At 70.2% G+C, this 12,741-nt stretch carries 12 protein-coding genes; 8 read left to right on the top strand and 4 right to left on the bottom strand.

Annotated features, from left to right (window positions below; genetic code table 11):
* The 7 genes from H5J30_RS02020 to H5J30_RS01990 all read left to right on the top strand — a co-directional run bounded on the left by H5J30_RS02020 (position 1) and on the right by H5J30_RS01990 (position 7,648).
* Complete coding sequence (locus H5J30_RS02020) at positions 1 to 561, top strand: hypothetical protein (RefSeq protein WP_181785406.1); 561 nt, start codon at positions 1 to 3, stop codon at positions 559 to 561.
* A gap of 211 nt (positions 562 to 772) precedes the next feature.
* Positions 773 to 1,693 carry an adenine nucleotide alpha hydrolase family protein gene (locus H5J30_RS02015; RefSeq protein WP_181785424.1) on the top strand — a complete coding sequence of 307 codons (921 nt, stop codon included), beginning with the start codon at positions 773 to 775 and terminating at the stop codon, positions 1,691 to 1,693.
* A gap of 43 nt (positions 1,694 to 1,736) precedes the next feature.
* Positions 1,737 to 2,324 carry a hypothetical protein gene (locus H5J30_RS02010; RefSeq protein ID WP_181785405.1) on the top strand — a complete coding sequence of 196 codons (588 nt, stop codon included), beginning with the start codon at positions 1,737 to 1,739 and terminating at the stop codon, positions 2,322 to 2,324.
* 330 nt (positions 2,325 to 2,654) lie between these two features.
* Positions 2,655 to 3,926: a DNA cytosine methyltransferase gene (locus tag H5J30_RS02005; protein WP_181785404.1), complete on the top strand. Its 1,272-nt coding sequence runs from the start codon at positions 2,655 to 2,657 to the stop codon at positions 3,924 to 3,926.
* Entirely contained in the window at positions 3,926 to 5,059 is a 1,134-nt protein-coding gene (locus H5J30_RS02000) for a DnaB-like helicase N-terminal domain-containing protein (protein WP_181785403.1), read from the top strand. The genes H5J30_RS02005 and H5J30_RS02000 overlap by 1 nt, the downstream gene beginning before the upstream one ends.
* A 69-nt stretch (positions 5,060 to 5,128) precedes the next feature.
* Complete coding sequence (locus H5J30_RS01995) at positions 5,129 to 6,475, top strand: SPDY domain-containing protein (RefSeq protein ID WP_181785402.1); 1,347 nt, start codon at positions 5,129 to 5,131, stop codon at positions 6,473 to 6,475.
* 357 nt (positions 6,476 to 6,832) lie between these two features.
* Positions 6,833 to 7,648, top strand: a complete 816-nt coding sequence (locus H5J30_RS01990) for a hypothetical protein (RefSeq protein WP_181785401.1) — start codon at positions 6,833 to 6,835, stop codon at positions 7,646 to 7,648.
* Between the two features lie 160 nt (positions 7,649 to 7,808).
* Here the strand turns inward: H5J30_RS01990 and H5J30_RS01985 are convergent, their stop codons facing one another.
* The gene (locus tag H5J30_RS01985; protein WP_181785400.1) at positions 7,809 to 8,027 is read right to left on the bottom strand and encodes a hypothetical protein; all 219 of its coding nucleotides are present in this window, start codon (positions 8,025 to 8,027) and stop codon (positions 7,809 to 7,811) included.
* A gap of 557 nt (positions 8,028 to 8,584) precedes the next feature.
* Entirely contained in the window at positions 8,585 to 9,481 is an 897-nt protein-coding gene (locus tag H5J30_RS01980) for a DUF5655 domain-containing protein (protein ID WP_181785399.1), read from the bottom strand.
* 329 nt (positions 9,482 to 9,810) lie between these two features.
* Between H5J30_RS01980 and H5J30_RS01975 the strand changes: the two genes are divergently transcribed.
* Positions 9,811 to 9,969, top strand: a complete 159-nt coding sequence (locus H5J30_RS01975) for a hypothetical protein (protein ID WP_181785398.1) — start codon at positions 9,811 to 9,813, stop codon at positions 9,967 to 9,969.
* Between the two features lie 17 nt (positions 9,970 to 9,986).
* On the opposite strand, the gene H5J30_RS01970 is transcribed toward H5J30_RS01975, so the two are convergent.
* Complete coding sequence (locus tag H5J30_RS01970) at positions 9,987 to 10,151, bottom strand: hypothetical protein (RefSeq protein WP_181785397.1); 165 nt, start codon at positions 10,149 to 10,151, stop codon at positions 9,987 to 9,989.
* Positions 10,152 to 10,849: 698 nt separating this feature from the next.
* Positions 10,850 to 12,741, bottom strand: a 1,892-nt coding sequence (locus tag H5J30_RS01965; protein WP_258563022.1) for an APC family permease, incomplete at its 5' end; no start/stop codon positions are given.

The raw sequence follows: 12,741 nt of genomic DNA, 5'->3' as shown, positions 1-12,741 counted from the left end.
GTGACCACCTCCGACCCCACCCACCCCGTGGCCCAACTGCACACCATGTCCCGGGACTTCGCGGAACTCGGCACGCAAGTCCGGGAAGTCGAATGCGGCCCCGGCACCGATGCGCTGCGCGCCATCAGCCCGCTGGTGATCAAGGGCCACCAGCTCACCGCCGCCGTCCTCACCCACCTGAACGCCCTCGACGCCGGCCCCATCACCAAGGTCACCGGCAGCCGCGACGCTCTGCACGGCATCGCCACGGTCGTGTCCTCCGCCGCCGTCGCCGTCCAGGATCTCACCAGCGCCCTGGCCGCCAACGACTTCACCGGCCAGGAACCCCCGGGAGTCCCGGAACCGACGGACTCCATACGCGCGCACCGCCGTTCCACCGCGGCGAAGGAGATGTCCGGCCATATGACCGACGCCGCACACCAGCTGGACCTGACCGGAATCCTGTGCATGTACGTGGCGGGCACCATGAAATCGCACCTCGCCGAGGCGAACCCCCCGACTGCGAACCCCACACGGCAAACCCCGGCCGAGAAACGCGCCTCCGGCCCTTCCCGGCGCTGAAGCGCACACGCCAGCCGTAGTGGGGGCATCCGCCCCGGTTCCGGATGCTCCCGTACAGCAGCGTCTCCATGTGCGCCTCGACCAGCCCTGCACATTCGCCTCAACCTCGGCAAGACGCGAAACGATCTCGGCCACGCCGGATCACGCGCTCGCTTCACCTGCCTGCTGCTCCAGCAACGCGCCCCCTGTTTCCTCATCTTCAGGACAGACCATTTCAGATCAGCCCCGCTTCCGCGTCCTTTCCCTCGGCGCCGGAGTTCAGTCCAGCACCCTCCTCACCCTTTCGGCAGAGGGGATTATCCCGAAGGTCGACTACGCGATATTCGCCGACACCGGATGGGAACCGAAAGCCGTATACGCCCATCTCGACCGCCTGGAACGAGAGATCGCCAAGCCCGCCGGTATACCGGTACTGCGTGTCTCGTCCGGGAACATCCGCCGCGATGCCCTGGACCCGCATCACCGATTCGCGTCCATGCCCCTCCACATCCTCAACAAGGACGGGCGCCCCGGCATGACCCGAAGGCAGTGCACCGGCGAATACAAGATAAAACCCATCAAGCAGAAGGTCCGAGAACTTCTCGGCTACCCCTACCCCGCTCGCATCCCCAAGGGGGTGTTCGTCGAACAGTGGGTGGGAATCTCCACCGACGAGTTCCACCGGGCCAAAGACGCCGATGTCCAGTACATGCGCAACCGGCACCCGCTGCTGGACCTCGACTGGACCAGAGCGGACTGCACCCGCTACCTGGCCTCACTCGGCCTGGCCGGGACACCGAAATCGAGCTGCCTGGGATGCCCCTTCCACGGAAACGCACAATGGAGGCACATCCGGGACAACTCCCCGGATGAATGGGCAGACGTCGTCGCATTCGACGCGGCCATCCGCAACGGCAACGCCCGCGCCAACGCCACCGGAAACCAACTGCTCGGCGAGGCGTTCCTGCACCGCTCCCGCCTACCACTCGACCGGGCCCCGATCGACCACGTCACCGCAGCCGAACGAGCCGCCCAGCACATCAGCGCCCAGGAGGCCGATGAGCTGGAGAGCGGTGTGGCGGACGGCTGCTCCCCCTGGGCCTGCCGCGGCGATGCCGAACCCTCACAGGACGACTTCGGGCTCACCGCATGACCGCCCCGGACCGCTCCAGACTGAATCCTTCAGGAAACTGACCGTGACCAGCATCAGCCAGGCTCTGGCCCTCTACGACACGGCCGCCCGGATCGACCGCCTGCGAATTGAACTGCGTGCCCTGCCTCCCGCCCCCACCATTCCGCATATCAGCACCGTGTCCGCCCTGACCCACACCCTGGCCGAAATCACAATCGACGTCAACGAGCACTTCAACGGCGATCTGCATTCCTTGGAGGCGAAGAAGGCCGTCGAGGCATACAGCGGCGCCCTTGCCCCGGCGGGCGAGGCCATGATGGAAATCGGCCGCATGCAGGCCGAAATCGCGTTCTTCAACTTCACCACTCACCCCCTGCACCGCGACAGCCCTCCGGGATTGAAACGGTGCCGGCAACAAGCCAACGAGATCATTACCGGCAGTTGTGATGCAGCCGACGCACTGCTCGAATCAGCGGCCGACGTGCTCCGGGAGGCGGCGACCAGACTGGCGCCGCCCCCCGCTCGCCTGCAAGCCGCCGAACGCGCCCGCTCGCCACACGTCTCCGCCGGGGAACAAACCCACACCGCACCCGCCAACCCGCCTCCCCCGGCGGCCACCGCGACGGCACCGCGCACAGCGAAGAGCCGCTGACACGACCGCCCCTCGACCACCGGCCCGCAATCGGCAGCCGGCGCGCTCCCGATACGGCTGCCTGAACCTGGGGTGCCAGATCCTCCCCGCCCGGCGCCGCGACCCGGCACACCGGGAACGACGCACACCCCGGCGGTTGAAGCCCTCTGCGCTACTCGAACCAGTCCACCAGAGAAAAGGCCAGCGCTTGTCACAAATCCCCATAACCCGCGCTCCCTGCTCCACCGCGCAGTACGGGCACATCAGGAACACCTTTCCGGCGAAGAGGACGGACCCCGTCGAGTTCGACACGGGCATCCGGAACGGGCATGCCCGCGCCACCGCACCAGCATGATCCTTGATCTCTACGCGGGGCCCGGAGGCTGGAGCAGGGCACTGCACGTTCTCGGCGTGGGCGACGTCGGCCTGGAGTGGGACGAGTGGGCCTGCCGGACCCGAGCCGCCGCCGGGTACCTGACCGTCCGGACCGACGTCGCTGCGTATCCGACACGGCCGTTCGTCGGGCGCACCCGCGGTGTGATCGCTTCCCCGCCGTGCCAGGCGTGGAGCATGGCCGGCAAGCGCCTCGGCCTGCTCGACCAGCCGCTGGTGCACACGGCGGTCGAGGACCTGGCCGCCGGTCGCGACAACCGTGAACGCCTCCTCGCGGCGTGCCGCGACGAGCGCTCCCTGCTCGCCGCCGAGCCGATGCGCTACCTGTACGCGCTGAACATGGTCGGCGAGCCGGACTGGGTGGCCATGGAGGAAGTACCGGACGTGCTGCCGTTGTGGAAGCAGTACGCGGCCGTCCTGCGCGGGTGGGGCTTCTCCGTCTGGTGCGGGATCCTCAACGCCGCCGACTTCGGGGTCCCGCAAACCCGGAGGCGAGCGATCCTCCTGGCCTCCCGCGTTCGGACGGCGCAGCCGCCCACACCCACGCACGCCCGACTTGCCGAGCCGGAATCGCTGTTCGGCCCGGGCCGCGCCCGCTGGGTCAGCATGGCCCAGGCCCTGGGGTGGGGCGCGACGGACCGGCCCGTCCCGACCGTCTGCGCGGGCGGCGGGCCCGGCGGCGGCCCCGAGCCTTTCCCGTCGGGCTCCCGCAAGACGCTGTCCGACGCCCGGGAGCGCGGCACCTGGATGCCCCGGCCGGACGGGGTGGTCCTACAGTCCTGCCGCGAAGGCACCGGATGGGCGGCCCGGCCCGGCACACGCCACAACCGGACAGGCGTCGATCCGGCGCCGGCGTGCACCGACGAGGCCCACCGCTGGTCCTGGTCCCTGCGCAGCAGCAACCAGGCCAACGCCGCCGTCCGGCCGCTGTCCGAGCCGGCCGGCACGCTGTTCTTCGGGCACCGCGCGAACGAGTGCACCTGGGTCGCCGAGCCCGCCTCGCCGCCGGCCAAGGGCACCGAGACGCCGGCCGTTCCCGAGCCGATCCGGATCACCGCCCGCGAGGCCGGCCTCCTGCAGACCTTTCCCGCCGACTACCCCTGGGCCGGCAACAAGGGCCAGCAGTTCTCCCAGATCGGCAACGCCGTCCCGCCGCTGCTCGCCGGCCACATCCTCGCCCCGCACCTCGGCGTCCCCCTCGACCCCGACGACTTCACCCTCGCCGCCTGATGCCCCACCCCCCCGAAGAAGACGAAGACCACCTCGACGAAGACGGCCTCGACGCCAGCGCACCGCCTAAGCCCGTGTTCCACGCCGAGCAGGCCCTCCTCGGCGCCCTCCTGTTCGACCCCCGGCGTCTGGACGACCTGCACGGCATCACCGCCGACTCGTTCTCCACCGCCGCGCACGCCGCCCTGTACGCCGCGATCAGCACCCTGCCGCGGCCCGACCCGGCCGAGCACGCGAAGAACACCAAGTGGCTCAACCGCGTACTCGCCACCGGCCGACAGCAGGCGCCCGGGCTGACCGCCTCCTACCTGCACACCCTCATCCACCTCTGCCCCCGTCACAGCCACGCCCCCGCCTACGCCCGGATGGTCGAGGCCGAGCACGCCCGCCGCCGCCTGCAGACGGCCGCCGAACGCCTCGTCCACACCGTCCACGACGTCTCCCTCCCCCACCCCGTCCAGACGGTCCTCGCCGAGGCCGACGCGCTCGCCGCCGTCGTGGACGACATCGCGAACCGCTTCCCGCCCCGCGCAGCCGTACTTCCCCGGACCGCCCCACCGCCGCCCGCCACGCCCGACCACACGCAGGCCGTCGAGGAGGAGCAGATACTGCTCGCCACAGCCACGACCCACCCCCGTGACATCGAAGCCGTCCGGTGGCTGCTCCCCGACGACCTCGTCCTGCCGCTGCACACCGGCCTGTGGCAGTGCCTCACCGCCCTGGCCCGACGCCACGAACCCGTCGACCCCGTCACCGTCTTGTGGGAGGCGCAGCAGCGCCGCCTGCTGGACGACGGCAGAGACCCGGGCGAGGTCCTGCGCCTGCTCGCCGAGCCCGCCGGTTCCGTCGAGCACTGGGCCGAGCGGGTCCTGCAACGCTCCCTCCTGGCCACTGTCGAACGCACCGGCCGACGCATCGCCGCGTACGCCGGCGACCGGGCGAACACCCCGTTCCAGCTCGTCGTCGGCGCCCGCCGCGCCCTCGCCGACATCGCCGCCGTCCGCACCCGCTGGCAGCACGCCACCGCACCCACCCCGCCGCAGCGGCAGCGGTCGACACCTCCTACCCGCGCCGGCCCGCCAACCACCACGCCGCCGGCGCACGCCGCCCGCTCCACACAAGCCACCCGATAGCCCCCGCGTACACCGCCTGGCCGGACCCCAAGGGCCCGGCCAGGCGGCACAGAAAACGAGATCCCCTCCGTGACTCCCGCCATCGACGCACACGTCCGCCTCGACACCCACCCCACCCATCCCAGCGCGGTGACCGCCACCCTGTCCGGCGACCAGGCCCACATCCCTTGCACGGCGCTGGAAGCCGCCAACTGGACGGCCTGCACCGCCCACGCCCTGGTCCTGGCCCGCATCGATCACGAGGAGCCCTACTGGGCCAAGGACGCAGCCAGGCACCTGATCGCCGAGGGCATCACCGTCGAGATCACTCCCCGGCTCCAGGAAGCCATGGACGAGGAATGGACCTGGCCCGACTACCCGATGCCGCGGTGCACCCGCAGCGAAATCCGTGAAGTCTCCGACCAGGCGCAGAAGATCTTCGACGACATCCGCCACGGCCAGCTCCTCATCCACGCCCACGCCCGCGACGGCAACACCACCGTCGCGATCGGCACCTACCTCCACCCGGTCGGCAAGTCCGTCTACCTGGAAGGCGAGGACCACCTGCGCCTGGTCGCCGGGATCTACGACTCACCCGCCAAGGCCCTGCTCGCCTTCGAGAAGGTCCACGGGGCCGAGATGCGCCCCGGCCCGGCTCCCCTGACCGACACCGAACGCGCCGCCCTCAAAGCCCACTCCGCCTTCGAACCCTCCCGCCCGGAGCCGGTGACCGTACCCGTCTACCTGGCCGATACCGGCGACCACGACACCGTCCTGAACACCTTCCTCGACGCGCACGACGAGTTCGAGAAGTGGCGGACCTGGTCGGACGAGACGACCCACGCCATCCACGAGTCCCAGACCCTGCGCATCGAACACGTCCACGAAACCCCCGCCCACGGCACCGCATGGACCGTCGCCGCCTACCAGACACCCGTCTCCGACCGCATGTGGGTCCTCAACGCAACCGGCGCCACCCCCGCCCCGGTGCTGCAGGAGCTGCTGACCCACCTCGCCGCCGGCGACGGATGGGACACCGCCACCGGCACCCGGGTGGACGAGAAGACGGCTACCGCAGCCACCCAGCCGCTCTCCGACGCCGGATGGAAGCGCGCCGTGGAGGGGCGATGGATCCGCTGGACGTCCCCCGACGAGGCCGCGGGCCTCCACTTCGACGCCGTCACCGCACAGCACCCGAACCAGAACCCGGCCACCTGGACCATATGGGCCGGCCCCGGCCCCGACCGGCCCGCCTGGACCATCACCGCATCCGCGCACACCCCGAGTCCGCTACTGGCCAGCCTCTGCGAGACCCTCGCCCACACGACCGGCACCCACCACGCCCCGCCGGGCCGCGAACACAGAACCCGCCACGCCGCCAGCGCGCCAGCAGGCCCGCCGGTCACAGCCGGCCGACCCGCCACCCATTCACGCTGACACCGGGCACGTCGACATCCTTCGGGTCGGCCTTTCAGACAGACCAGCAGCTTGCAGCGCTGCGGCGGGACGAGACGGTGAGACTCCGCAGCCGCTGACCGGTGCTCGCGCACGGCATTACCCCAGCCGGCACCGAACCCACGACGAGCCCCGCGCGCAGCCCGGCCGCCTCCCGAGCAGGACCGCCCCGGACCAAGCCCCCGCACCACGCTGCTGAGCCCATGTGCGGAACCTCACCGCCGACGACGCCCCCCGTATACGCAGCATCCGCCCACCCACCGTCCGGTCCCGGACCAAAGGGCTGCGCGCAGATGCCGCCGACCGCGCCAAGTTCTTCGCCCGCTGGCGTTCCGGGCCATGAAGCCCTTCAACTTCCAGGCCGGTGACCAGCCCTGGCAGACCGGGACGCTCCTGCACTGGTACGCCGACGTGGACGTCAGCGACCGGCGCCACGATGCTCTGCGGACCCTGGTGACAACGTCCAACACCGCGCTCCTGGACGCCGGCTTCCCCATCACGCCCGTGCCACCGCAATGCCTCCACATCACCATCGACCAGATCAGCGTCCCGGCCGACCGCATCAGCCCAGGGCAGCGAGACGAACTCCTCGCCGAAGGCGCCCGCCGGTTCACCGACATCGAGCCCCTCCACCTCACCGCGGGGTCGCTCCTGTCCTACCACAGCGGAGTCATCGCCGACCTGGCAAACCGGACGAGCCCCTCGCCGCCCTGCACACCGCCGCTCACGACTGCTCCCGAACCGTTCCTGGGCAACCGGGCGTGCCGGTACAACTGGGGCCTGCAGCACCTGACGACCGCCTACGCCCACGAACCCGGGCGCAGTAAGAGCCTCGTGGCCACGGCACCAGCGCCTCCGGCAGCCGAGGCCGGCTCAACAGCCGGATGCACTCCAGCTCGTCTTGAGCTTCACGCCTCCTGCGGAGGAGCGCTGCTTGAGTCCCCGACGGTCAGAGACTGCGAGACAAAAACAATCTCAGCTCCGTTGAGGCTCCGCCAGTCGACAGGAGCCCCAGCGGCTTTCCGCGCCCGCCGGTACGTGAGAGCCCAGCCGCTGTCCAGCTCCGCCTTCCCATCGGGCCTCATTCGGGTCCGCCACCACAGCCAGCCGACAAAGGATTTCTGCTCCTGCAGGAGCGGCGGCGCGAAGGCGTAGGCAGCGCTCGTCAACCGCGCCAGACTGCTAGCGAGATACCGCACATCGTCCAGCAACGCCAGGTCCCGCCTGATATTGGCCCGTTCATAGCGCACGGCTCCGCGTACGATTCCTGCGAGAAGCACGGCGCCAATGGCCACGAGGAGAGCCCAGCCCACGATCACCGTGTATCCCCTATGGCGGCCTGGCTCGCATCGATCATGCCGGCCAAGGTGGTGTCGACTTGAGAGCCCGTACGTGCCAAAGCGAGCTGCGTCACCACAATCGTGCAGCCTACCCATTCGGGATCGGCGCCGACCAGAGCACCGGCCTCACCCACGATCGCCCGTTCGTATAGAGCCTCGTCTAAGGCGCCGAAATGCTGGCTGATCCACTCCACGGTTCCTCCTACTGGTGTCGGCACTTCGGCTGATCCCGGTAAGGCTTCACCGCCCACGGCGCACGCTCCGACACCCCGCCCGGTCGCAACAAGGCTCCCGTCCACACGACCGGCACCCGCTGGGCCGCGAGCACAGAGGACCCGCCTCGCCGAAGGCGCCCGCCGGTTCACCGACATCGAGCCTCTCCACCTCACCGTGGGCTCGCTCCTGTCCTACCACAGCGGAGTCATCGCCGACCTGGCAAACCGGACGAGCCCCTCGCCGCCCTGCACACCGCCGCTCACGACTGCTCCCGAACCGTTCCTGGGCAACCAGGCGTGCCGGTACAACTGGGGCCTGCAGCACCTGACGACCGCCTACGCCCACGCCGAAGCCGACTCCGACGCCGCCCAACGGCTCCTACCCGGGGCAGAGCATGCTGTCCACAGCGTGAACCGGCGAACCGGCCACCATAGATCGTCCACCACCACGCCTTGCCCGGACGTCGAGGCCCCCGCCCACGACCGTCGACACAACACGAGGCACCACCCGCCAGGAGACAGGCGGCAGCGCTCGATCAGGCCGTCGCGTAGCTCGCCCGGAACAGATCCTGCGCCCGCTCCACGTCCCTCGGCGTACGAAGCTGCACCTCCAGATCGCCCGTCCCGTGGTGACCGAGACCGGATACGTCCCGGGTGAAGCCCGGAACCAGGTCGACCTCCTTCGGGTCGGCCTTCAGATACACCAGCACCTTGGTCTGCTGAGGCGGGATGAGGCAGGCGAAGTTCCTCAGCCGCTGATACGCCCGGTACTGCTTGCGCTCAACACGGATCACGCCGTCCCCGAGCCCCAGCAGGGCCTCGTCGACCGCGCCCGACAGTTCTGCCATCCGCCCACGCGGGACGTCGTCCGCCGCCCGGGCAACCGACTGCCGGCGCGAACACCGTGTCACACGCATGCCGCCGCTCACGGACGCCACGGTCTCAAGGCCGAACAGGTCCCTACCGAAAAGCCGGTAGCGGACCAGGTCGATCGACCGCCGGTGCTCACGCACCGCGTGGATGTCGTAGCGGGTGAAGTCGCCGGCGATACAGATCAGACGCGGCCCGCCCCACAGGACCTGGGACTCGGCCGTCACCCCCAACCGGTCGCGGACAAGGTGCTCGACCTCCGCCCGGTGGTCCATCAGCCAGGCCAAGTAGAAGAGGCCCTGGTTGATGACGCCGGCGTCGATGCCCCGCTTGTACTCGATGACGACCGGCGATCCGTTCTCGTCCAGCCCGAGCGAGTCGATCCGGCCCCCGTGTACCGGCCCGGTGCCGTACTCACTCGCCAGGAACCGCACCCCCAGCAGCGTCTCCATGTGCGCCTCAACCAAGCCCTGCACATCCGCCTCGACCTCAGCAAGACGCGACGCGACCTCGGCCACGCCGCCGTCCACCCTGCTCGTACGGAACAACTTCAGACCCGACACCATCCCCTCCTCGGCCTGGAAAGGCCAACGCCGAGAAGGGGGTGAAGTATTTCCGCGTGAGGATTCGTGCTGTGAATACCGTTTGCGGCTCCACACACCGCCACATGCGGGGGGCGGCTTCGTTCCCCACCTGCCGCGCCACTGCGGACTTCGACGCGGGCCCGTAGTACGCCCCCCGCCTCAACTGACTGTGAGGATCCCGCGGCTGACACGGCGTGCCCTCTTCCCGGAGCACGCCGTCCCCCCGGGCCGGCCCGTGATGGCTCTGCCTCCGCCAGCGCGGCTACCCGGCCACCGCCGGCCCCCAGGCGGACCCGAGGTCGAAGCGCATGACATGGCGAAGTCGAGCGAGCGCCGACTCGTACCCACCGGCCGCGCTGCAGCGCTTCGACTTCGGTGCGGAGTTCGGCGACGTCCTGGTCGTGGTCCTCGCCGAGCTTCCGCACGTCTTCCTCGGTCCGCGGCCGAGACCGCTCGCGAGACTGTGACGGCTTGCTAGCCTCCTTCATTCCCCGGAGGCGTCCTCTCCCTTGAGGATGGCGTAGAGAGCGGTCGCGACGGCGGCGGCAACCGCCATTGCAGCCCCCAGGGCCGAGTTCTCGTACGCCACGTAGCAAACGAACGCCGCAGCAACGAGAACAAGAAGCAGGCGCAGAGTGCGAGCATCCATAGACGGGCCACTCCTGTGGTTCCGAGGGCCCGCCGCGGTTGCGTCTTGGCCGAGGCATCGCGGCGGGCCGGTCCGTGACCTCACCGCGAACCGCAACAAGGCCCACCTCTCCATTGAGAGGTGAGCCTCGGCGGACGATCGGGCTTCTCAGAGCGAAGCGATACCCCGCTTCGCTGAAATGCGCAAAGTCAGGGCAGCGCTTTTACCTACGAAGCGGACATTGCGGTCCGTGCGCTGCAGCACGACGCTTAGGCGCCCGTGCAGCCGCGCGGCGGGGCGCAGGACTACTCGCGCTGCCGCACCAGACGTAGGCACCGACTGCGAGCGGCCCCCGGCGCAGCGCCGCCCGCGCCAGCCGCTCTCGCTTGTATCGGCGGATGTGCCGCCCAATGAGGCGCTGATGCAGCCCTGGTCATTCCCCTATGGATCCCCCGCGCCCAGAAGTTCAGCGTCAGAAAGCTGTATACATGCAGGCCAACCCCCGTTGGCCAGCAAATAGAGCAAACGCCTTCTAAGCGCTTGGTCGCAGGTTCGAGTCCTGCCGGGGGCGCAGGGCTGCCCTCCTCCCCCAGGGAGGGCCCAACCTGCGGACCCCGCCGCCGACCACCGCTCGTCCCTTCCGTGCCCCGTCGGCCTCTTCGCTCCTCCCCTCCTCCCCACCCGGTCCGGTCGCCATGCCTGCGCGCGCCCGCCGTTCGTCAGTGCGGCAGGTGGAACGGCACCGTCGTGATGACGATCTTCGGCAGATGGCGCAGGGCCCGCCGCAGCCGGCTCGCCATGCGGCTGTGCAGCAGTTGGTGCCGCCGGTGCCGGGTGACGACCTCCGGCAGGATCACCGTCAGGGTGAGGTCGGGATTGAGCCGGTGGAGGGTTTCGATGTAGTGCACCAGGGGGGCCACGAGGGCGCGGTAGGGCGACAGGACGGTCTGCAGGGGGAGGTGGTCGCCCCACAGGCTCCAGTAGGCGCGAAAGCGCCGCTCCTCCTCCTCGGTGGTGCTGATGTGGACGGCCAGGGCGGGCTGTCCGAGGGAGGCGGCGTACGCGAGGGTGCGCATGCCCGCGAGGTCCAGGGTGGCGATGGGGATCACCGACAGGTGGTGGATCTCCTCGGGGATCTCCTCGGTCTCCGGGCCGGGGGGCGCGACCGCCGCGGCGCGGGTTGCCGGGGCCAGCGGACCCGCTTCGACGCGCGCGGGGAGTTCGGCCTCGTGGGGCCGCAGGCGCAGGGTCTCGCGCGCGGTCGTGTAGTGGCGCTTGACCCTGGTGGTGACCAGCAGGAAGACGCCGATGATGACGAGCGCGGCCCAGGCGCCCGCGGTGAACTTGCTGACGCCGGCGGTCAGCAGGACGAGCCCGGACAGCGCAGCGCCGGTGGCGTTGAACGCGAGGCTCTTGCGCCAGTGCGGCTCGCGCCGCCGCCACCAGTGGACGACCATGCCCGTCTGGGAGAGCGTGAAGGCGAGGAACACCCCGACCGCGTAGAGCGGGATGAGGGAGCTGGTCCGGCCCTCGAAGGCGACGTACACCAGGGCCGCGGCCAGGGACAGCAGCACGATGCCGCCGCTGTACGCGAGCCGGTCGCCGAGCCTCAGGAACAGCTTGGGCGCGTACTCGTCCCGGGCCAGCAGCGACAGGACCCGGGGGAAGTCGTTGAAGGCGGTGTTGGCGGCGAGCAGGAGCACCGCGGCGGTGGCCGCCTGGACGTAGATGTAGAACCAGCCGTTGCCGAAGGAGAGATGGGCGAGTTGGGAGAGCACCGTCTCCTGGCCGGTGGGCACCACTCCGGTGAGGTGGATCAGGGCGACGATGCCGACGAACATCGTGATCAGCAGGCCCAGCATGCAGGTCAGGGTGGTACGGGCGTTGCGCCACTCCACCGGCCGGAAGGCCGGAACGGCGTTGGAGATCGCCTCGATTCCGGTCATGGCCGTCGCCCCCGAGGAGAAGGCGCGGGCGATCAGCAGCACGCCGACCGTCTCGGTGACGGGCACCTGGGGCGCGGGCACCCGGTGAAAGCCGTCGCGCGCCGCGTCGACGAGCCCGTACCCGATCAGCGCGCCCATGGCCACGATGAACGCGTAGGTGGGAGCGGCGAACAGGGTGCCGGCCTGCCGGATGCCCCGCAGGTTCCCGGCGAGGAGCACCGCGATCACCAGCACGCCCAGCGGCACCCGCAGCGGCATCAGCCCCGGCAGCGCCGAGGTGACGGCGGCGATCCCGGACGCGATCGACACCGCGACGGTCAGGATGTAGTCCGTCATCAGCCCGGCCGCGCCCACCAGCCCCGCGACGGGACCCAGGTTGTCGCCCGCGACGATGTACGAGCCGCCGCCGTGCGGATAGGCCCGGATCGTCTGGCGGTACGAGACGCCCACCGCCAGCATCAGGAAGACCACCACCGCGGCGACCGGCAGCGAGTACGCCAGCCCCGCCGCACCCGCCAGCACCAGCACGGCGAGCATGGCCTCCGGCGCGTACGCCACCGACGACAGCACGTCCGCCGACAGCACCGGCAGCGCCACCAGCTTCCGCATCCGCTCCTTGACGAACGCCGAACTCGCCAGCGGCGCCCCGATCAGCACCCTGCGGA

It is taken from the genome of Streptomyces phytophilus, assembly GCF_013870535.1.
GTDB lineage: Bacteria > Actinomycetota > Actinomycetes > Streptomycetales > Streptomycetaceae > Streptomyces > Streptomyces phytophilus.
This window is presented reverse-complemented; position numbering and strand designations above follow the sequence as displayed.